This is a genomic window from Streptomyces sp. NPDC045846 (assembly GCF_056431605.1).
The window spans coordinates 1-22,766 of sequence record NZ_JBWKKJ010000013.1; the positions used below are offsets into that span (position 1 = coordinate 1).

The following is a 22,766-nucleotide window of genomic DNA, read 5'->3' on the forward strand; positions in this document are numbered from 1 at the left end:
AGGAGCTCGTTGGTGGGAGCGTCAGGCATCGATGGCCTCCTTGAGGGCGGTGGCGAGCTGCTCGGCCTTGAAGGGCATGCCGTTGACCTGGGTGTGGGAGCGGGCATCGACCAGGTATTTGGCGCGGATGAGGGTGGCGAGCTGGCCCAGGTTCATCTCCGGTACCACCACCCGCTCGTAGCGCTTGAGGATGTCGGCGAGGTTCTTCGGGAAGGGGTTGAGGTGGCGCAGGTGGGCCTGGGCGATGGGTTCGCCCTGGGCGCGCAGGCGGCGCACGGCGGCGGTGATGGGGCCGTAGGTGGAGCCCCAGCCCAGGACCAGGGTGCGGGCCTGGTCGGGGTCGTCCACGCCCAGGTCGGGGACCTCGATGTTGTCGATCTTGGCCTGGCGGATGCGGACCATGAAGTCGTGGTTGGCGGGGTCGTAGGAGATGTTGCCCGTGCCGTCCTGCTTCTCGATGCCGCCGATGCGGTGTTCCAGGCCCGGTGTGCCCGGCAGCGCCCACGGCCGCGCCAGGGTGTGCGGATCGCGTTTGTAGGGCCAGAACACCTCGGTGCCGTCGGCCAGCGTGTGGTTGGGGCCCGTCGCGAACTGCACCCGCAGGTCGGGGAGTTCATCGATCTGGGGGATCCGCCACGGCTCGGAGCCGTTGGCGAGATAGCCGTCCGAGAGCAGGAACACCGGGGTGCGGTAGGTCAGCGCGATCCGCGCCGCATCCAGCGCCGCGTCGAAACAGTCCGCCGCCGTCTTCGGGGCGACCACCGGTACCGGTGCCTCGCCGTTGCGGCCGTACATCGCCTGCAGCAGGTCCGCCTGCTCCGTCTTCGTCGGCAGCCCCGTCGAGGGGCCGCCCCGCTGGATGTCCACGATCAGCAACGGCAGCTCAAGCGAGACCGCAAGGCCGATCGCCTCCGACTTCAGCGCCACACCCGGGCCCGACGTGGTCGTCACCGCCAGCGAGCCGCCGAACGCGGCACCCAACGCCGCGCCCACACCCGCGATCTCGTCCTCCGCCTGGAACGTGCGCACCCCGAAATTCTTGTGCCGCGACAACTCGTGCAGAATGTCCGAGGCCGGAGTGATCGGATACGAGCCCAGATATAGCGGCAGATCCGCCTGCCGCGCCGCCGCGATCAGCCCGTACGACAACGCCAGATTCCCCGAAATGTTGCGGTACGTACCCGCGGGGAAGGCCTTCGTGGCCGGAGCGACCTCGTAGGAGACCGCGAAATCCTCCGTCGTCTCCCCAAAGTTCCAGCCCGCCCGGAACGCCGCCACATTCGCCTCCGCGATCGCCGGCTTCTTCGCGAACTTCGCCCGCAGGAACTTCTCCGTGCCCTCCGTCGGCCGGTGATACATCCACGACAAAAGACCCAGCGCGAACATGTTCTTGCTGCGCTCGGCCTCCTTCCGCGACAGACCGAACTCCTTCAACGCCTCGATCGTCAACGTCGTCAACGGCACCCGATGCACGTTGTATGCCGACAGCGACCCGTCCTCCAGCGGAGACGTGACATAGCCGACCTTCGCCATCGCGCGCTTCGCGAACTCGTCCGTGTTCACGATGATCTCCGCGCCCCGCGGCACATCCGCCAGATTCGCCTTCAACGCCGCCGGATTCATCGCCACCAGCACATTCGGCGCATCCCCCGGCGTCAGAATGTCGTGATCCGCGAAATGCAGCTGGAAACTCGACACCCCCGGCAACGTCCCGGCAGGCGCCCGGATCTCCGCCGGGAAATTCGGCAGCGTCGACAAATCGTTTCCGAACGACGCCGTCTCCGAGGTGAACCGGTCGCCGGTGAGCTGCATGCCATCACCCGAATCACCCGCGAAACGAATGACGACACGGTCGAGACGCCGGACTTCTTTTTCAGCCGCCCCCGTGACACCGGGGGCAAGGGTTTCCACGGACATAGGTGTATCGGCTCCTGTCGGTGCTGTTCCGCGGTGCGGGCGGACACGTCGGCGGACACGCGTTGCGGTGCACACGCGTTGCGGTGCGGGGTCGTACGCCTCCCAGGAGCCTATGCACTGACCGGTAGAGAGTCGCTTGTGCCACGACCCAGCGGAGCGACTCGCGGAGGGCCGAACGGGATCGGATGACTCCTGCCAGGCGCCACTGCCGAGGCGGGCCACCTCGCCGGGCAACGCCCTCCGCAGAGCGTTCACTTGCTATCCATTGCAACAAGGCGACGCGCGTCCATTGCGTTCGCTCGGCGAACGTTGCAACGATTAGAGGGCTTTGAACTGGAGTTATGCGGTAACTGCGCAACATATTGATTGCCAGAACCACGAATGCAACGTAGCGTTTCCATCATCAGAAACGAAGGACCGAGGGCCTTGCTCACCGGGGGCGGGCGGTTCGCGGAGTGAGCGATCAGGGGGGCCGGGCCATGGAGACAGCAGAGAGTCAGTCGCAGGCGACGTTCGGCGCCTTCGCGTCGTTCGCCCGCTTCGTGCTCTGCGGCGGCGGGGTGGGCATCGCCTCCAGCTTCGCCGTGGCGGCCCTCGCGTCCTGGATTCCGTGGAGCCTGGCCAACGCCCTGGTGACCGCGCTCTCCACGCTCGCCGCCACCGAACTGCACGCCCGCTTCACCTTCGGCGCCGGCGGACGCGCGACCTGGCGCCAGCACACGCAGTCGGCCGGCTCCGCGGTGGCCGCGTACGTGGTGACCTGCGTGGCGATGATGGTTCTTCAGCAGTTGGTGGCGGCGCCCGGGGCGGTGCTCCAGCAGGTCGTCTACCTGTCCTCGTCCGCCTTCGCGGGCCTGGCCCGGTTCGCGGTGCTGCGTCTCGTCGTCTTCGCCCGCAGCCGCTCTCAGGCCGAGGACACCGTCCGGATGGCCCCCGAGCCGTCGACGGAGGTTCACGTCATGGCGCCGGTCGGCGGCAGTCGGGGTGTTCAAGTGTCCAGCGCCGGGTGCGGCCCGGTTGGCTACGCTCGGCAGGCTGGGGAGGTCGGCCGACTCAGGGCCGGTGCCGGTCGCCGCGGCGAGACAGGTTGCCCCGCACGGCCGCCGCGCTGTCATCGACGCGCTCCAACTGCCGTGCCGAACCGAGCAGTTGACCGGCCGTCATGCCCGGTGGCCGCACAGACGAAGGGACACACCAACAGTGAACAACACTTGGTTCCGGCGCTACACCCCGGCCGCGGGGAACGGCCCGCGGCTCGTGTGCTTCCCGCACGCGGGGGGTTCCGCCACGGCGTACACCCACCTGTCGCGTACGCTGCCCGCCGACATGGACGTGCTGTCCGTGCAGTACCCGGGGCGGCAGGACCGGTACCACGAGGCGCCGTTCACGTCCCTGACGTCGCTGGTCGAGGCGGTGGCCGAGCAGCTGGTCCCTGAGCTCGCCGCGGATCCGGGACGGCCGTACGCCCTGTTCGGTCACAGCATGGGCGCGCTCGTCGCGTACGAGACGGCCCGCGCGCTCGTCCAGGCCGGACTGCCCGGCCCCCTAAGGCTGTTCCTCTCCGGGCGGGGCGCCCCGGACCTTCATGACACCACGGGCTACGACCTCTACGAGGACGGTGACGTGCTGGCCGAGGTGCGCAGGCTGGGCGGCACCGATCAAGACCTGCTCGAGAACCCCGACGTCCTGGAGATAGTGCTGCCCGCGCTGCGCGCGGACTACAAGGCGCTCGGCACGTACCGCTGGCGCGCGGGTGAGCCGCTCGTGGCTCCGGTGACCGCCCTGATCGGGGACCACGATCCGATGGTCTCCGTCGAGGAGGCCCGTACCTGGCAGCAGCACACCACGGGTGACTTCGCCCTGAAGGTCTTCTCCGGCGGTCACTTCTACCTGGCCGACCACGTCGACGAGATCGCCGCGACCATCACCGAAGGGCTCCTCGTCGGCGCCGCCGCGGCGCTCTGACCGGTCGCGCTCCGGTGGCCGCTGGAGGGCCGCGGAAGCACATGTGAAGGGTCCGCCCGCAGAGCCGTCATGGCTGTGCGGGCGGACGTGTCTCCCGGTGCGCCGACTCCGAGCCGGTGGGTCGGGGTCGGTGGGTCGGGGTCGGGGGCGGTCTTCCGTAAGGGCGCGAACGCGGGCCGCGGCGGCCGGAGTCACTCCGGTCCGCCGCGGTCGTGTCACGTGTACGTGTGGAGGCCGCGGCCGAACTCCTCGCCCGGCAGGCCACGACGACCTGCCGGACTCCGCGATCGGGCGGCGGTCAGAGGACCGCGCCCTGCCTCGTCCTCCTGCTCAGCGTCGGCCTGCTGGACTGGGCGAGGTCCTTCCACATGTCCGACAGACCGGTGATGGTGCGCGCCGCGAACAGGCGGCGGATCGACACCTCCTGCTTCAGCTCCGCCCGGATCAGGCCGACCAGCCTGATGGCCCGCAGTGAGTTGCCGCCGAGGTCGAAGAAGTCCTCGTCGATGCCCACCCGGTCCAGTTCGAGGACGTCGGCGAAGGCCGCGGCCAGGATCCGCTCGGTCTCGTTGCGCGGCGCCCGGTAACCGTCGTCGAACTCGGGCTGCGGCAGCGAGGTCCGGTCCACCCGGCCGTCGGCGGTGACCGGCAGCCGGTCCAGGACGGTGAACAGCGTCGGCACCATGGACTCCGGCAGCCATCCCGCGGCGAACCGGCGCAGTTCGTCACCGGACACGGTCCGGCCCGCGGCCGGGACCACGTAGGCCACGAGCCGCTGCTGCCCGGTGCCGTCCGTGCGGACGGCCACCACCGACTGGGCGAGGCCGGTGTGTTCGGCCAGGACCTCCTCGACCTCAGCCGGCTCGATCCGGACGCCCCGGACATCGACCTGGGCGTCGGCGCGGCCCACGTACTCCAGCCGCCCGCCGGTGCCCCACCGCACCCGGTCTCCGGTGCGGAACATGAGGGTGCCGGCCGGGCCGGACACGGAGGGCACGAAGCGCTCCGCGGTCCGTGCGGGGCCGCCGAGATAGCCGCGTGCCACGCCGGGCCCGGCCACGTACAGTTCGCCGGTCACGCCGACGGGGACGGGCGCGAGGCCCGGGCCGAGCACATGGAGGGTGGTGTGGGCGACGGGGTGGCCGATCGCGCCCGCGTGGCGCACCGGCTCGTCGACGGCCAGGCGGTGGCAGGCGGCGAAACCGGTGGTCTCCGTCGCGCCGTGGCCGTTGACGATGGTCAGGTCGGGGCAGGCCTCGCGCACCCGGCGCAGCGCGGCCGCGGGGACGCGGTCTCCGCCGGTCCACACCTCGCGCAGCCCGGCGAGGCGCTCGGGGTGTTCGGCCGCGATCGTCGAGAACAGCCCGGAGGGCAGCCATACGGCGGTGATGTCGTGGGCCGCGCGTGCCTCGGTCAGCGCGTCGATGTCGAGGTCGCCCGGCGGGGCCACCACGACCCGGCCGCCGTTGAGCAGAGGCGTCCACACGTCGAGGGCGAACGCGTCGGAGGTGTGCGGGGCGTGCCACAGCACGGTGGGCTGGCCGGTTTCGCCGTGGCCGTCCGCGAGCCGGGCCACGTTGCGGTGCGTGACGGCGACCGCGGTGTCGGTGCCGCCCGGTGTGGAGCCGTACAGCACGGCCAGCAGGTTGTCCTGGTACGTGGGGAGCGGTGCCTGCGGCGCGCTGCCGTCGGCGGCCCGGGCCAGGAGGTCGTCGAACACGAGCGTCGGGACGTCGAAGCCCGCGGAGAGCGTGCCGGCGGTGGCCGCGTCGGCGAGCAGGGCGTGGGCCGAAGCGCCGGCGAGCTGCGCCGCGATCCGCTGCGCGGGGGCCGCCGGGTCGATCGGCAGGTAGGCGCCGCCCGCCTTGACCACACCCAGCAGGGCGACGGCGAGGTCGGCGGAGCGGGGCATGGCCACGGCCACGACCGTCTCGTGTCCGACCTGGTGCTCCCGCAGCGCCCGGGCGATCCGGCTGGAACGCTCGTCCAGCTCGCGGTAGGTGAGGGCCGTGCCCGCCGAGACCAGCGCGAGGGCCTCGGGCTTCTGCTCCACCTGGCGGGTGAAGAGCTCGGCGACGGTGGCTCCCGTCACCGCAGCCTCAGTGGTGTCGGAGGTCTGCGTCGCCCGGCCGGGCGCGGCCGCGCCCACCACGTCGAGCGCGCCGACCGGCTGCTCGCCGGCGGCCACCACCGCACGGATGTGGGCGATCAACTCCTCGCCGATGAAACGCAGTTCGGCACGGTGGTAGAGGCTCGCGGGGGCGTCGAGGCGGATGTAGAGGTCGCTGTCGGCGCTGCCGTCGGTGTACACGCCGATCGACAGTTCCTCGAAGGTGCCGGTCGTCGCGCCGGAGTAACGCGCCGGGCTGTCGGCGAAGTGGAGCTGCTCGGCGAACTCGACGACGTTGACGACCGCGCCGAAGCTGCCCCGGCCGCTCAGGGTGGTCCCGCTGGCGCGCTGGATGTCGGAGTAGTGGCAGGCGGCGTGGCCGAGGACCTCGTAGGTCTCGTCGACGAGCGCTTCGGCGAACTCGGTGAAGGTGGCGCCGAGCGGCACCCGTACCCGTACGGGCACGACGTTCACGGCCAGGCCGGGGGTCCGGCTGGCCACGCCGACGCGGTTGCTGACGGCCAGCGAGAGGAGGAACTCGGGGCGGTCGCAGCGGTGCCGGAAGAACACCGCGGCGGCGGCGGTCAGCATCTGCGACATCCACAGGCCCAGGGTCTGGGCGGTGTCGGTCCACTCGTCGGCCTCGGCGCGCGGAACGGTCAGGGTGCGGCTCACCATGCCGATGGTCTCGGCCACCTCCGACCAGCGGTCGGCGCTGCTCAGCGGCTCGCTGAGCGCGACCCGCTGCTCGTCGGACAGGGCGACGCGGGGGACCTGGGCGGGCGCCGGAGCGTCGCGCAGGTAGTCGCGCCAGAACGCGGTGTCCTCGGTGAACCTCGGGGAGGCGAGGTATTCGACGGCCTCGGCCGCGAACGACTCGGCGTCCCACGGGTGGGCCATCTCCGGCACGCGCTCGCCGCGCACCAGCGCCGTGTACACCTCGGCGAGGCGGCGGGACAGCAGGCCGCCCGCGCCGAAGCCGTCCGATATGAGGTGGTGGTAGGCGATCACCAGAAGGGAGCGGGTGGGGGCGAGCTTGACCACGCCGAGGCGGAACAGCAGGTCCCGCGCCAGGTCGAAGGGCTGACGCACCAGGTCGGCCAGCGCGTCGCGGGCCGCCTGCTCGGGGTCGGCCTCGGCACTGAGGTCGAGGAAGAACGGCCGCCAGTCGCCCAGCTCGCGGGGCACCAGGCGCAGCCCGTCGCCGTCGTCGACGAAGTTGACGCGCAGCACCTCCGCCTCGCCCATCACGTGCAGGAACGCGGCTTCCACGACGGCCGCGTCCAGCTCACCGTCCACGTCCCACATGGTCAGCGCGTGGTTCGGCGTGTCGGGAGCCATTTCCTGCGCCCGCCACATGCCCTTATGCGCAGACGACGCACCGAACGAAGACACAAAGATCAACCCCTCAACAAACAGGCCCGAGAATCGGAGGAATTCGCAGATCACCCCCACCTTCAGGGAAGTGGGTCGGCCCTTCAAGGCACCTTGGACGCCGGGCGGGACGGGCCGCGGTGGAGCTTGCGGTGTCCCGCCGGCGGGACGGTTCAGGTGGCCAAGTGCGCTGTGCGCGCGGTCAGTTCACTGGCCGGCCTTGGCCATCGAGGACATGACGTGACCGGCGATGAGGCGCGGTGACGGGTGCCGCAGCACCAGGTTCGCCCTCAGCTTGAGTCCGGTCGAGGCGGTCAGGCGCTTGCTCAGCTCCATCGAGAGCAGCGAGTCGAATCCGATCTCCTTGAATTCCTGGTCAGGATTGATGGAGGCGCTGGTGGGGTGCCCGAGCACGACGGCGACCTTCTCCAGGACGTGGTCGAGGACCAGCGCCTTCGCGTCGTCGTCGGGCAGCGCGGAGAGCCGCTCGGGCAGCGGAACCTCGTCCTCCGCGGGCGCTTCGGCCTGCGGGACCTCCGCCGACGCGGCCGTGTGCGAGGCGGTCAGCCAGTAGCGCTGCCGCTGGAAGGCGTACGTCGGCAGGTCCACGGGGCGACGCGGGCCGACCAGCGCGTCCCAGTCCACCGACCCGCCGCGGACGTGGAGTTCGGCGAGCGAGCCGACGATGGCCGCCACCTCGTCGCGGTGGCGCCGGGTCGAGGACAGGACCACCGCGTCCTCCACGTCCTCGACGGTCTCCTGGACCGGGACGGTCAGGACGGGGTGCGGGCTCATCTCGACGAAGACCCGGTAGCCGTCGTCCGCCAGGCGCCGCACGGACGTTTCGAAGAGGACCTTCTCGCGCAGGTTGTCGTACCAGTAGGCGCCGTTCAGGCGGGCGGTGTCGATGACCTCGCCGTACAACGTCGAGTAGAACGGCAGGGCCGAGGTCGTCGGGCTCACGTCGCTCAGGGCGTCGAGCACGGCGTCGCGGACCCGGGTCACGTGGTGGGAGTGCGAGGCGTAGTCGACCGAGATCCTGCGGGCCTGCGCGCCGTCGGCCTTCATCCGGGCGACGAATTCGTCGAGGGCGTCCGGCTCTCCGGACACCACCACCGAGCGGGGCCCGTTGACCACCGCGATGCTCACCCGGCCGTCCCACGAGGCGAGGCGTTCGGCCACGACGTCCGCGGACTCCGCGACCGACGCCATGGCGCCGTGCCCGATCAGGTCCACCAGGGCCTTGCTGCGCAGCGCCACGACCTTGGTGGCGTCGCGCAGCGACAGCGCGCCGCACACATGGGCGGCGGCGATCTCGCCCTGGCTGTGTCCGACCACCGCGGCCGGCTCCACGCCCCAGGAACGCCACAGCGCGGCCATGGACACCATCACCGAGAACAGCGCCGGCTGGACCACGTCCACCCGGTCCAGGGAGGCCGCGCCCGGCGTGCCGCGCACCACGTCGAGCAGCGACCAGTCGACCCATTCGTCCAGGGCGGCCGCGCACGCGTCGAGGCTCCGCGCGAAGACGGGGAAGGTGTCGTACAGCTGACGGCCCATGCCGACCCACTGGGAGCCCTGGCCGGGGAAGACGAAGGCGATCGGGCCGCGGTGGGCCGCCTTGCCGCGCACCACGCCGGGGCTTTCGCCGCCCTCGCTCAACGACGTGAGCGCGCCCAGCAGTTCGTCCCGGTCGTGGCCGAGGACCACCGCGCGGTGCTCGAACCTCGAGCGGCTCGACACCAGCGAGGCGGCGACTCCGGCGAGGTCCGCGTGCGGATCGGCGGCGACGAAGTCGCGCAGCTTCCGCGCCTGCCGCTCCACGGCGGCGGGGGTCTTGCCCGACAGGACCCACGGCACCAGGCCGCCGACGACGCCCGGCTCGGGGCCGTCCCCGTCCGTCCGCTCCTGCGGCGGGGCCTCTTCGAGGATGACGTGCGCGTTGGTGCCGCTGACGCCGAACGAGGACACTCCGGCCCGGCGCGGGCCGTCGCCGCGGGGCCACTCGCGGCCCTGGGCGAGCAGTTCGATGCCGCCCGACGACCAGTCCACGTGCCGCGAGGGCGCGTCCACGTGCAGGGTCTTGGGCAGGTAGCCGTGGCGCATGGCCTGGACGGCCTTGATGACCCCGCCGACGCCGGCGGCGGCCTGGGCGTGCCCCATGTTCGACTTGAGGGAGCCCAGCCACAGCGGCTTGTCCTTGGCCCGGCCCTTGCCGTACGTCGCCAGGAGGGCGCCCGCCTCGATGGGGTCTCCCAGCGTGGTTCCGGTGCCGTGCGCCTCGATCAGGTCGACGTCGCCGGGCGCGACGCCCGCGTTCGCCAGGGCCCGCCGGATCACCTCTTCCTGGGCGCGGCCGTTGGGAGCGGTCAGCCCGTTGCTGGCCCCGTCCTGGTTCACCGCGGAGCCCCGCACGACGGCGAGCACCGGGTGCCCGTTGCGGCGGGCGTCGGAGAGCCGCTCCAGGAGCAGGACGCCCACGCCCTCGGCCCAGCCGGTTCCGTCGGCGCCGTCGGCGAAGGCCTTGCAGCGGCCGTCGGCCGACAGGGCGCCCTGGCGGGCGAACTCCACGAAGGCGGCGGGCGTCGACATCACCAGCGCGCCGCCGGCCAGCGCCAGGGAGCACTCCCCCGACCGCAGCGACTGCACCGCCAGGTGCAGGGCGACCAGGGACGACGAGCACGCCGTGTCCAGGGACACCGCCGGACCGGTCAGGCCCAGCTCGTACGCCACCCGGCCGGAGGCGACGCTCAGCGAGCTGCCGTACAGCAGGTAGCCCTCCAGTTCGCTCTGGCCTGCTTCCAGGAAGCGCCAGCCGTACTCGGTCGAGCTGACCCCGGCGAAGACGCCGACGTCGGTGCCGCGTACGTCGGCGGGGACGATGCCGGCCCGCTCGAAGGCCTCCCAGGAGGTCTCCAGGAGCAGCCGCTGCTGCGGGTCGGTGGCGAGCGCCTCGCGCGGGCTGATGCCGAAGAAGTCCGCGTCGAAGCCCGCCACGTCCGTCAGGAAGCCGCCCTGGCGCACATAGGCCCGCCCGACGGCGTCGGGGTCCGGGTCGTACACGTCCCGCCAGCCGCGGTCCGTGGGGAACTCGCCCACCACGTCCCGGCCTTCGCGGACGATGTCCCACAGCTCCTCCGGGGAGGAGACGCCTCCCGGGTAGCGGCAGGCCATGGCCACCACGGCGATCGGCTCGCCGCGGCCGGCCTTCAGGGCGTCGTTCTCCTGGCGCAGGCGGTCGCGTTCTTCCAGCAGGGTACGGAGCGCACGCTGGACCCGGTCCGCGCCCTCCGCCGTGTGATCCGCGGAGTTCGTCATGTCACTTACCTCTTCTCATCCAGCGCCAGGTCGAGCAGCGCGTCCAGGTCCATGTCCGACAGTCCGTCCGCGCCGGCGTCCTCGTCCGTCGCACCGTCCGGCTCGGGCGGGTTGGCGCAGGCCAGGACCAGGTCGAGGACGCCCGCGCTGCGCAGGGTGTCGATCGAGACGGTCCGCAGTACCTCGCGGATCCGGGCGTCCTCGTCCGCCTGCGGGTCCTCCTCGGGACGCAGCAGGCCGAGCAGGTGCCGGCCGAGCTCGCGCGGGGTGGGGTAGCTGAAGACGAGGGTGGAGGCCAGGCGCAGCCCGGTGGCGGCGGCCAGGCGGTTGCACAGTTCGACCGCGGTCAGCGAGTCGAATCCGAGCTGGGTGAACGCCTGGTCGGCGTCGACGACCGCGCTGGAGGGGTGCCCCAGGACGACGGCGACCTGCTCGCGGACCCAGTCCAAGAGCGCCGCCTCCGCCTCGTCGGCCGGCCGGGTGGCCAGCTGGGCGAACAGTCCCGAGGAGCCTTCGTCCTTGCCCGCGCCCGCCTTGGTGCGACGGGGGCGGCCGCCCTCGGCGAGACCGCGCAGCAGCAGGGGCAGTTCGTCGGCGGGCCTGTTGCGCAGCGCGGCGACGTCCACCCGGGCCGGGATGAGGACGGGCTGGTCGAGGGCGACGGCCGCGTCGAACAGGGCCAGGGCCTCGGCCGTGGGCATGGCTTCGATGCCCATGCGCCGGAGCCGGGAGAGGTCGGCCTGGTCCAGGTCCTCGGTCATGCCGCTGCTCTGCTCCCACCAGCCCCAGCACAGCGAGGTGCCGGGCAGGCCGGACGCGGTGCGCCGGGCGGCCAGGCCGTCCAGGAATCCGTTGGCCGCGGCGTAGTTGGCCTGTCCTGCGGTGCCGAGCGTGCCGGCCAGGGCGGAGAACTGGATGAACGCCGACAGGTTGTGTTCGCGGGTCAGCTCGTGCAGGTTGATCGCCCCGCCGGCCTTGGCGCGCAGGACGTGGTCGATGCTCTGCGCGGTCAGCGACTCGACGGTGCCGTCCGCCAGGACGCCCGCCGCGTGCACGACCGCCGTCAGCGGGTGGTGCGGGGGCATGTCGGCGAGGACGGCCGCCAGGGACGTGCGGTCGGCGACGTCGCACGCGGCGACGTGGACGGTGGCGCCCGCTCCCTCCAGTTCGGCGACGAGTTCGGGGACGCCGTCGGCCGCCGTGCCCCGCCGGCTCGCCAGCACCAGGCTGCGTACGCCGTGTTCGGCGACCAGGTGGCGGGCCACCAGGGAGCCCACTCCGCCGGTTCCGCCGGTGATGAGCACGGTGCCGCCGCCCAGGCCGTTGCCCAGCTCGAAGACCAGCTTGCCGACGTGGCGGCCCTGGCTCATCTCGCGGAACGTCCCGCGCGCGTCCCGGATGTTGCGGACGGAGATCGGGCTCAGCCGTATCTCCTGGTCGGCGAAGAGGGCCATGACGTCGCGGAACATGGAGTGGATCACGTCCGGCCCGGCCGCGTAGAGGTCGAAGGCCGCGTACGCGACGCCGGGGTGGTCGGCCGCGACCCGCTGGGGGTCGCGGATGTCGGTCTTGCCCATCTCGACGAAGTCGCCGCCGCGCGGGAGCAGCGTCAAGGAGGCGTCGACGAAGGTGTGCGCGAGGGAGTTGAGGACGACGTCCACGCCTTCCCCGCCGGTCGCGTCGAGGAACTTCCGCGCGAACTCCAGGTCGCGCGAGGAGGCCAGGTGCGCGTCGTCGATGCCCAGGGCGCGCAGGGTGGGCCACTTGGCGGGGCTCGCGGTGGCGTAGATCTCGGCGCCGACGTGCTGGGCCAGTTGGACGGCGGCCATGCCGACGCCGCCGGCCGCGGCGTGGATGAGGATGCGCTGGCCCTTCTTGAGCCGCATGACGTGGAACAGCGCGTAGTAGGCCGTGAGGAAGGTGCTCGGCATCGAGGCGGCCTCGGCGTAGCTCCATCCTTCGGGGACGGGGGTGAGCAGCCGGTGGTCGGCCACGGCCACCCGGCCGAAGGCGCCGGGGAAGATGCCGGTGACCCGGTCGCCCGGCGCGAGGCCCCGCACGTCGTCGGCGACCTCCAGGACGACTCCGGCGCCCTCGGTGCCGAGGACGGCGTCGACGGCGGTCCGGTCGATGAGCCCCAGAGCGATCGTGACGTCGCGGAAGTTGAGGCCGGCGGCCTCGACCGCGATGCGGACCTGCCCCTCGGACAGGGGGGCCTGCGCCTCCGGGCACGGCACCCAGGTCAGGTTCTCCAGCGTGCCCTTCTTCGGGATGTCCAGCCGGTGGGCGCCGTCCGCCGGGGGTTCCAGCTGCTGGTCGCCGGGCGCGGCGGGCGCCATGCGGGGCACGAGGAGGGCGCCGTCGCGCAGCGCCACCTGGTCCTCCCCCAGGGCGAGCGCGTCCGCGAGGCGGGTCCAGGAGGTCTGCGTCCCGTCGATGTCGACGAGGCGGAACCTGCCGGGGTGTTCGGTCTGGGCGGACCGGATCAGGCCCCACACGGAGGCGCCGGGCAGGCTTTCGACGCTCTCCCCCGCCTGGGCGGCGAGCGCGTGGCGGGTGAGGACCACCAGCGTGGATCCGGCCAGCCGTTCGTCGGCGAGGAAGCGCTGGACGCGGTCCAGGACGTGCTTGTCGGCGGCGGCCACCGTGGCGAGGAGGTCGGGTCCGGCCGTGACGGCGTCGTCCAGGCACAGGACGACGTGTCCGGGCGCGTCCTGGGCGGCGAGTTCGTCCAGGCCGGTGTGGAGGGCGACGGCGGGTCCGCCCGCCTCGGCGAGCCGGGCGGCGAGGCCGTCGGGCGCGCCGAGCACGGCCCAGGGACCGGGGGCGTTCTCCGCGGCGGGCCGCGGGACCGGTCGCCATTGCAGTTCGTACAGCGACTGCTCGCGGCCGCCGCGCGCCGAGCGCACCTGCTCGGCGGTGGCGGGCCGGAACGTCAGGGCGTCGACGTGGGCGATCTGGCGGCCGTGCTCGTCGGCGATCGCCAGGGACACGACGCCTTCGCCGGACGGGGTGAGCCGGACCCGCACGGTGGGGCCGCCCTCCCCGGCGAGGTGCACGCCGGACCAGGAGAAGGGCATCCAGCCCTGGTCGTCCGTCACCGTGAGGACGTCGCCGACGACGACCGCGTGGAGCACGGTGTCGATGAGCGCCGGGTGCAGGGCGAAGCCGCTGTGGGTGGCGCCTTCGGCGTCCTGGGGCAGGGTGGCGAGGGCGAAGAGGTCCTCGCCCCGGCGCCAGACCTCGCGCAGTCCGCGGAACGTCGGGCCGTAGTCGAAGCCGCCGTCCGCGAGGGAGTCGTACAGGCCGTCGAAGTCGAGCCGTTCGGCTCCGGCCGGCGGCCAGGCGGTGAGTGCGCGCGGGTCGTCGGCCCGCTCGGCGGGTCCGGGGTTGCCCGGGGCCAGGGTGCCCATCGCGTGGCGGGTCCAGCCGCCCAGCGTCGCGGCGTCCTCGGCGGGGCGCGAGTACACGTCCAGGGAGCGGCGGCCCGCCTCGTCCGCGGCGCCGACGGCGATCCGCACCTGCACGTCGCCGGTGTCGGGAATGATCAGGGGGACTTCGAGGGAGAGTTCCTCGACGGCTGCGCATCCGACGTGGTCGCCCACCGACAGCGCGAGGTCCAGGTAGGCCGTCGCCGGGACGACGACCGAGTCGAAGACGGTGTGGTCGGCGAGCCAGTCGTGGGTGCGCAGGGACCACAGGTCGGTGAAGACCACCTCGTCGGTGCCGGGGTGGTCCACCACCGCGCCGAGGAGCGGGTGCCCGGGGGCCGAGAGGCCTGCGGAGGTCACGTCCGCCGCCTGCGTCCCGGTGAGGAAGTCCATCCAGTAGCGCTGGCGTTGGAAGGCGTAGGTCGGCAGGTCGACCTGACGGTGGGTGCCCAGCAGGGCGTCCCAGTCCACCGACCCGCCGTTGACGTGGAGTTCGGCGAGCGCGCCGGTCAGCGCGTCGGCGGCGGTGCGGCCGCGGCGCGACGACGACAGGACCAGTGCGTCGGTCGCGCCCTCGGCGGCGAAGGAGTCCTTGACGAGGCCCGCGAGCGTCGATCCGGGGCCGACCTCGACGAAGACGGTGGCGCCGACCGCACGGGCGCGCTCCACCGCGTCGTGGAAGCGCACGGGGGCGCGGACGTGGTCCACCCAGTGCTCGGCGGAGGTCAGTTCCTGGAGGGTTGTCTCGCGGCCGGTCCTGGAGGAGACGATCGGGATCGACAGCTCGCCGTCGCCGGGGAAGGCGGGGAGCGCCGCCGCGAACTCCTCCAGGACCGGGTCCATGAGGGGGGAGTGGAAGGCGTGGTCGACCGGGAGGAGCTTGGCGGACGTGCCGTCGGCGACGAGCCGGTCGCGCAGGTCGTGGACCTCGTCGCGCAGTCCCGAGACCACCACCGACGCGGGGCCGTTGACGGCGGCGATGCCGATGCGGGTGTATGCGCCGAGCAGCGGCTGGACCTCGGCCTCCGAGGCGCGCACGGCCAGCATGGCGCCGTGCTCGGTGACGCTCTGCATGACCCGTCCGCGCGCGGCCACCAGCCGGGTCGCGGTGTCCAGGTCGAAGGCTCCCGAGACGTGGGCGGCGGCGATCTCGCCGACGGAGTGGCCGATGAGGTGGCCGGGCCGCGGGCAGTGCCGCGCGATGAGCCGGTACAGGCTGACCTGGAGGGCGAACAGGGCGGGCTGCATGACGTCGGTACGGTCGCGCCCCTCGGGTTCGTCGGCCAGGAGCAGGGGCTTCAGGGCGAACGGGAGGTGGGCGTCGAAGCGTTCGCAGATCTCGTCGAGGCTCTGCGCGAAGACGGGGAAGGCGTCGTACAACTCCCGTGCCACGCCGGTCCATTGGGCGCCCTGGCCCGGGAACATGAAGACGGTGCCGCCGAGTTCACCGGCGGTGCCGCGCACCACGGCGGGGGTTTCCGTGCCCTGGCTCAGCGCGGTCAGCGCGTCGAGCAGGGCGTCCCGGTCGCGCCCCAGCGCCACGGCGCGGTGCTCGAACCGGGCGCGGCCCGACACCAGTGACGCGCCGATGGCGGCGAGGTCGGCCTGCGGCTCGCGGGCGACGAAGTCGCGCAGCTTGGCCGCCTGTGCGCGCAGCGCCTGTTCGGAGCGGGCCGACAGCACCCACGGCACCGGGCCCCGGGTGCCGGTCGGCGCGGGGGCGGCGGCCTCGGGCCCGGACTCCTCCTCGGGTGCCTGCTCCAGGATGAGGTGGGCGTTGGTGCCGCTGGCTCCGAAGCTGGAGACGCCGGCCCGCCGGGGGCGTCCCGGCGCGGTGGTCCACTCGCGGGCCTCGGTCAGCAGCTCGACCGCTCCGGCGCTCCAGTCCACGTGTGTCGAGGGGCGGTCCACGTGCAGCGTCCTGGGCAGGACGCCGTGCCGCATCGCCATGATCATCTTGATGATTCCGCCGACGCCGCCGGCCGCCTGGGTGTGGCCGATGTTCGACTTCAGCGAGCCCAGCCACAGCGGGTTGCCCGGCTCGCGGTCCTGGCCGTAGGTGGCGATCAGGGCCTGCGCCTCGATGGGGTCGCCGAGCTTGGTGCCGGTGCCGTGCGCCTCGACCGCGTCCACCTCGCCGGGCTGCACCCGGGCGTTGGCCAGCGCCGCCCTGATCACGCGCTGCTGGGCCGGCCCGCTCGGCGCGGTCAGGCCGTTGGAGGCGCCGTCCTGGTTGATGGCCGAGCCGCGGATCACGGCCCAGATGTGGCGTCCGTTGCGGCGCGCGTCGGAGAGGCGCTCCAAGACCAGCATGCCGACGCCCTCGGAGAAGCCGGTGCCGTCCGCCGCGTCCGCGAACGCCTTGCAGCGGCCGTCGGCGGCCAGGCCCCGCTGGCGGGCGAACTCCCGGAACACCTGGGGCATCGCCATCACGGTGACGCCGCCGGCCAGGGCGAGCCCGCATTCGTCCTGCCGCAGCGACTGCACCGCCTGGTGCACCGTCACGAGCGACGACGAGCAGGCGGTGTCGACCGAGACCGCCGGGCCCTCCAGGCCCAGCGCGTACGACACGCGCCCGGAGGCGACGCTGAGCAGGGAACCGGTCTGCGCGTAGCCCGAGATGACCTCGGGGGTGACGAAGTGGTTGCCGTACCCGAAGTAGGCGATGCCGGCGAAGACGCCGGTGGCGCTGCCGCGCAGGGTGTGCGGGTCGATGCCGGCGCGCTCCAGCGACTCCCAGGCGGTCTCCAGGAGCAGCCGCTGCTGCGGGTCGGCGGCCAGCGCCTCGCGCGGATTGATCTCGAAGAACTCGGCGTCGAAGTCGCCCGCGTCGTGCAGGAAACCGCCCGAGCGGGTGTAGCAGGTGCCCGGCCGGTCCCCATCGGGGTCGTACAGGTCTTCCAGGTCCCAGTTGCGGTCCTGCGGGAAGTCGGAGACGACGTCCGCGCCGTCGCGCACCAGGTCCCACAGCGCCTCCGGGGAGGTCGCGCCGCCCGGGAAGCGGCAGGCGACGCCCACCACGGCGATCGGTTCGGCGGCGGCGTCCTGCAGCTCCTTGAGGTGCTTGCGCGTCTCGATCAGTTCGATCGACGTCCGCTTGAGGTAGTCAAGAACTTCGGCGTTGTTGTCGTTTGTCATCGCTCTCCCCTAGCCGAGCTCTTTGTCCAGCAGCGCGAGAAGGTCTCCCGCCGAGGCCGAATTGATCTGGTCGACGGTGGCGGCCGGTGCTCCGGCGCTGACCAGCGAACGGACTCGGCCCTGCAGCGTGCCGAGCAGTGTGGAAATGGTGGTCCGGTCGTCCTCGGCGAGCTGGAGGAACGCGTCCTCGAGCCGGGCGCCCAGGGTTTCGATCTCCTGGGCCAGGTGGTCGGCCGGAGACTGCGGTGCGGTGGGTTCGGGTGTGACGGCCGCGGTCAGGAACTGCGCGAGGGCGCCGGGGTTGGGATGGTCGAAGACGAGCGTGGCGGGCAGCTTCAGGCCGGTCACCGCGGCCAGCTTGTTGCGCAGCTCCAGCGCGGTGAGCGAGTCGATGCCCAGCTTCCTGAACGTCGCGGCGGGGCCGATCTTCGTGGTGTCCGGGTGGCCGAGAACGATCGCGGTCTGGGTGCGGATGGCGTCCAGCAGCGCCGCTTCGGCCTCGGCCCGGGGCAGCGACCCCAGCTGCTCCGCGAGACCGGGGTCGGTGGCCTGCGGGCCGGCCGGGCCGCCGGGTGCGCCGGTCAGGCCGCGCAGCAGCGGTGAGGCCGCGCCCGGTGCGGCGAGGTCGAGCCGGGCGGGCACCAGGACCGGCTCGTCGCGCGAGAGCGCCAGGTCGAAGAGGGCGAGGCCCTCCTGCGACGCCAGCGGCAGCACGCCCTGCCGTTGCAGGCGTACGACGTCGGTGTCGCCGAGGTCGGCGACCATCTCGCTGCGTTCGGCCCAGAAGCCCCAGCACAGCGAGGTGGCCGGCAGTCCCTCGGCCCGGCGGGCCTCGGCGAGGCCGTTGAGGAATCCGTTGGCCGCCGCGTAGTTGGCCTGTCCCGCCGTGCCGAGCACGCTCGCGATGGAGGAGAACAGGACGAACGCGGACAGGTCCAGGTGCCGGGTCAGTTCGTGCAGGTGCCAGGCGCCGGCGGCCTTGGGCGCGAGGACCGTGTTCACGCGGTCCTCGGTCAGCGCCTCGACCACTCCGTCGGCGAGTACGCCCGCGCAGTGGATCACCGCCGTCAGCGGGTGTTCGGTTCCGATTCCGGCGATCAGCGCGGACACGGCGTCGCGGTCCGCGACGTCGCAGGCCACGATCTCGGCCAGCGCTCCCGCCGCGGTCAGTTCCTGCCGCAGCTCCGCCGCCGCCGGGGCGTTCGGGCCGCGCCTGCTGGTCAGGACCAGTCGGCGCACGCCGTGCCGGGCCACGAGGTGGCGGGCCAGCATCGCGCCGAGTCCGCTGGTGCCTCCGGTGATCAGCACCGTCCCGGATCCGAGGGCGGAACGTTCCTGCGTCCCGCCGGGGACCTGGGCGGCCGACGCGGTCTTCGTGCGGGCCAGTTCGGGCGTGCTCGCCTGCCCGGCCCGGATCTTGACCTGGGGCTCCTCGGTGGCGGCCGCCGCCGCGAGCAGGGCCCACGAGGCGGTTGCGCCGTCCATGTCCACGAGCGTGAAGCGGCCCGGGTTCTCGGTCTGCGCGGTGCGGACGAATCCCCAGATCGCGGCGGCCGCGGGGTCGGTGCGCGGCACCTGGTCGTCGTGGATCGCGTCCCGGGTCACGACGACCAGGCGGGAGTCGGCGAACCGGTCGTCGGTGAGCCACTCCCGCGCCCACCGCAGCACACGGTGCAGGGCCCTCTCGGCCGCGGCGGGTGCGCCGGTTCCGTCCGCGTCCGCCAGGTCGGCGCAGGCGATGACGACCGGGGGCATCTCGCCCTGGGCGGCGCCGAGTTGTGCGAGATCGGCGTGGACGTCCGCGTTCTCGGCGAGGGCCGCGGGGACCGCCTCGGCGGCGCCGAGGACCGCGTACCGGGCCGTGCGGCCGGAGGGCACCGCGAGGGGCGCCCAGTCCACCTGGAACAGCGCGTCCTGGTGGTCGAAGCTCAGCGCGGTCAGCTGGGCGACGTCCGCGGGACGCAGGGTCACGGATGCGGCGCCGCCGACGGCAACTCCGTTCTCGTCGGCGAGCGTCAGCGACAGCGTGTCCTGTCCCGCGGACGCCAGACGCACGCGCAGCACGCCCGGCTGGGCGGAGTTCACGCGCAGGCCGGTGCAGCGGAACGGCAGCAGGCCCTCGGGCCCGGAGGTGTCGACGAGCCCGCCGGGACCGGCCGGGAGCAGCGCGGCGTGGAGGAGGGCCGGGTGGATGCGGTAGCGGCCGCTTGCGCCGTCACCGGCGGGCAGTTCGATCTCGGCGAAGACGGCGTCGTCGCGGCGCCACATCTTGCGCAGCCCGCGCAGCAGGGGCCCGTGGCCGTGCCCGAGGGCGGCCAGGCGGGCGTACTCGTCGTCGAAGGGCAACCTCGGTCGACCCGGCGGGGGGCCACGCGGCGAGGCTTTCCCCGGCACGCGTGTGTCCGGAGCCGGACCCGACGACGCCGACGGCGTTGCGCGTCCACTCGGACTCGCCTTCGCCGCGGGAGTGCACGCTGATCACGCGCTTGCCGTCGACGACGACGCGGATCTCGCGCTCGGCCGTGCGGGACAGGACCAGCGGTGTCTCCAGGGTGAGTTCGTCCACGACATCACCACCTGTCCGGTGCGCCGCCCACAGGGCCATCTCCATCAGTACGGCACCCGGCACGAGGACGGCGCCGTGGACGACGTGGTCGGCGAGCCACGGGTGGCGCTCGATCGAGAGGCGCCCGCTGCCCACCACGCCGCCGCTCTCCCCGTCGTCGGGCAGGTCGATCACGGCGTCGAGGAGCGGGTGGTCGGAGGTGCTCGCGGTGGTGGACTCGTGCGGGGTGTTCAGCCAGTAGCGCTGGCGCTGGAAGGCGTAGGTGGGCAGGTCGACCGCCGGGCCGTCCGGCGCGGGGACCGCCGTCTCCCAGGACACCGCGACGCCCGCCACGAAGGCCTCGGCGGCCGACTGCTGGAAGCGCGCAAGGCCGCCGTCGCCGCGGCGCAGGGTGCCGACGGCGGTGGCCTCGACACCGGCGCTGTCCAGGGTCTGTTCCACACCGATCGTCAGTACGGGGTGGGCGGACGCCTCGACGAAGTGGCGGAAGCCCTGGGCGGCCAGGGCCCGGGTCGCCTCCTCGAAGCGGACCGTGCCGCGCAGGTTGGTGTACCAGTACTCGGCGTCCATCACCGTCGTGTCCAGCCAGTCGGCGGTCACGGTGGAGAAGAACGGGACGTCGGCCTCGCGCGGTTCGAGTCCGGCCAGGACCCGGCCCAGTTCGTCGTGGATGGCCTCCACGTGCCGGGAGTGCGAGGCGTAGTCCACCGGAACCCGGCGGGCCCGCACCTCGTCCGCGGCGCAGGCGGCCAGCAGGGCGTCGAGCTCGGCCACGTCGCCCGACACGACGACGGACGAAGGCCCGTTGACCGCCGCGACGGACAGACCGTCCGTCAGGCGGGCGCGCACGTCCTCGACGGGGAGCGCGACCGACACCATGCCGCCGCGCCCGGACAGCGCCAGGATCGCCTTCGACCGCAGCGCCACCACCTTCGCGGCGTCTTCGACCGAGAGGGCGCCGGCGACGCACGCCGCGGCGATCTCGCCCTGCGAGTGGCCCACCACGGCGGAGGGCTCCACCCCGTACGAGCGCCACACCTCGGCCAGCGAGACCATGACGGCCCACAGCACGGGCTGCACGACGTCGACCCGCTCCAGCGCGTCGGCGTCCTGGAGCACGTCGCGCAGGGTCCAGTCCACGTACGGCGCCAGCGCGTCGGCGCACTCCCGCATCCGGCGCGCGAACACCGGGCAGGAGTCCCACAGTTCGCGGCCCATCTCGACCCACTGCGAGCCCTGGCCGGGGAAGACGAACACCGTCTTGCCGACCGGCTTGGCGACTCCGCCGACCACCCGCTCGGGGCCGCTGCCGTCCTGGGCGGCCGCGGCGGTCAGGGCGGCGAGGAGCTCGTCGCGGTCGGCGCCGATGACGACCTGGCGGTGGTCGAACAGGGAGCGCGTGGTCACCAGCGCGTGTGCCACGCCGGCGAGGGGCAGGTCGGCGTCGGCGGCCACCGCGTCGCGCAGGCGCAGCGTCTGCTCCCGCAGGGCCTGCTCCGAGCGTGCCGACAGCACCCAGGGCAGCGTCGCGGGGGCCGCGGCCTGCTGGGTCTCGGGGAGTTCGGGTGCCTGCTCCAGGATGAGGTGGGCGTTGGTGCCGCTGATGCCGAAGGCGGAGATGCCGGCCCGCCGGGGGCGTTCGGGGGCGGTGGTCCACTCGCGGGCCTCGGTCAGCAGCTGCACTCCGCCGGCCGACCAGTCCACGTGGGTCGAGGGGCGGTCCACGTGCAGCGTCCTGGGCAGCACCCCGTGCCGCATCGCCATGATCATCTTGATCATGGCGCCGACGCCCGCGGCCGCCTGGGTGTGGCCGATGTTCGACTTCAGCGAGCCCAGCCACAGCGGGTTGCCCGGCTCGCGGTCCCGGCCGTAGGTGGCCAGGAGCGCCTCGGCCTCCATGGGGTCGCCGAGGCGGGTGCCGGTCCCGTGGGCCTCGACCGCGTCCACGTCGGCGGTGCGCAGTCCGGCATCGGCCAGGGCCGCCGTGATGACGCGGCGCTGGGCCAGTTCGTTGGGGGCGGTCAGCCCGTTGGAGGCGCCGTCCTGGTTGGTGGCCGAGCCGCGGATCACGGCCCAGACGCGGTGCCCGTTGCGCAGCGCGTCCGAGAGCCGCTCAAGCACGAGCACGCCCGCGCCCTCGGAGAAGCCGGTGCCGTCCGCCGCGTCCGCGAACGCCTTGCACCGCGCGTCGTCCGACAGGCCTCCCTGGCGGCCGAGTTCCACGAGCAGCCCGGGGGTCGGCATGGTGGACACGCCGCCGGCGAGCGCGAGGGTGCACTCCCCCGCGCGCAGCGACCGCACGGCCTGGTGGACGGCGACGAGCGAGGAGGAGCACGCGGTGTCGGTCGACACCGCCGGGCCCTCCAGGCCCAGCACGTACGCCACCCGGCCCGAGGCCACGCTGGTGTACGTGCCGGTGAGCGCGAAGCCCTCCACCTCGGCGGCCGCCCGGCCGCCGACCCGGGGGCCGTAGTCGACGGCGTAGAGCCCGGTGAAGACGCCGGTCGCCGAGCCGCGCAGGGTGGCCGGGTCGATGCCCGCCCGCTCCAGCGCCTCCCAGCTCGTCTCCAGCATCAGGCGCTGCTGCGGGTCCATCGCGAGCGCCTCGCGCGGGCTGATGCCGAAGAAGGGCGCGTCGAACTCCGCGAGGTCGTGCAGGAACCCGCCGGAGCGGGTGTTGGTGCGTCCGGGCGCCTCGGGGTCCGGGTTGTACAGCGCCTCCAGGTCCCATCCGCGGTCTTCGGGGAAGTCGCTGATGGCGTCCACGCCCTCGGCCACCACGTCCCACAGTCCCTCGGGGGACGTCACCCCGCCCGGGAAGCGACACCCCACACCGACGACCGCGATCGGTTCGCGTGCGGACTCCTCCAACTCGCGCACGCGGTCGCGCAGTTCCTGCGCGTCGCCGACGGCGCGTCGCAAGTAGGAACGGAGCTTGTCGACATCC

At 73.1% G+C, this 22,766-nt stretch carries 6 protein-coding genes and 2 pseudogenes; 2 read left to right on the forward strand and 6 right to left on the reverse strand.

All coding sequences use genetic code 11. From position 1 onward, the window contains the following. Positions 1–21 precede the first annotated feature (21 nt). Entirely contained in the window at positions 22–1,917 is a 1,896-nt protein-coding gene (locus AC07F3_RS31675) for a 2-oxoacid:acceptor oxidoreductase subunit alpha (RefSeq protein ID WP_479117855.1), read from the reverse strand. Between the two features lie 479 nt (positions 1,918–2,396). Here AC07F3_RS31675 and AC07F3_RS31680 point away from each other — a divergent pair. Continuing rightward, positions 2,397–2,870: pseudogene (locus AC07F3_RS31680) on the forward strand (GtrA domain-containing protein); the annotation flags it as partial. A gap of 247 nt (positions 2,871–3,117) precedes the next feature. Continuing rightward, positions 3,118–3,882: a thioesterase II family protein gene (locus AC07F3_RS31685; protein ID WP_479117856.1), complete on the forward strand. Its 765-nt coding sequence runs from the start codon at positions 3,118–3,120 to the stop codon at positions 3,880–3,882. A gap of 298 nt (positions 3,883–4,180) precedes the next feature. Here the strand turns inward: AC07F3_RS31685 and AC07F3_RS31690 are convergent, their stop codons facing one another. The 5 genes and pseudogenes from AC07F3_RS31690 to AC07F3_RS31710 form a co-directional block, all read right to left on the reverse strand. After that, complete coding sequence (locus tag AC07F3_RS31690) at positions 4,181–7,447, reverse strand: non-ribosomal peptide synthetase (protein ID WP_479118075.1); 3,267 nt, start codon at positions 7,445–7,447, stop codon at positions 4,181–4,183. Between the two features lie 126 nt (positions 7,448–7,573). Then, a complete protein-coding gene (locus AC07F3_RS31695) occupies positions 7,574–10,684 on the reverse strand; it encodes a type I polyketide synthase (protein WP_479117857.1) in 3,111 nt (1,036 codons plus the stop codon). Between the two features lie 5 nt (positions 10,685–10,689). Beyond that, on the reverse strand, positions 10,690–17,253 hold the full coding sequence (locus AC07F3_RS31700; RefSeq protein WP_479117858.1) for a type I polyketide synthase: 6,564 nt from the start codon (positions 17,251–17,253) through the stop codon (positions 10,690–10,692). A 9-nt stretch (positions 17,254–17,262) separates the two neighbouring features. Then, positions 17,263–19,599 (reverse strand): type I polyketide synthase, encoded by a 2,337-nt coding sequence (locus tag AC07F3_RS31705; protein WP_479117859.1) that lies wholly within the window; start codon positions 19,597–19,599, stop codon positions 17,263–17,265. 97 nt (positions 19,600–19,696) lie between these two features. Beyond that, a pseudogene (locus AC07F3_RS31710) lies at positions 19,697–22,726 on the reverse strand (type I polyketide synthase); the annotation flags it as partial. Positions 22,727–22,766: the final 40 nt, after the last annotated feature.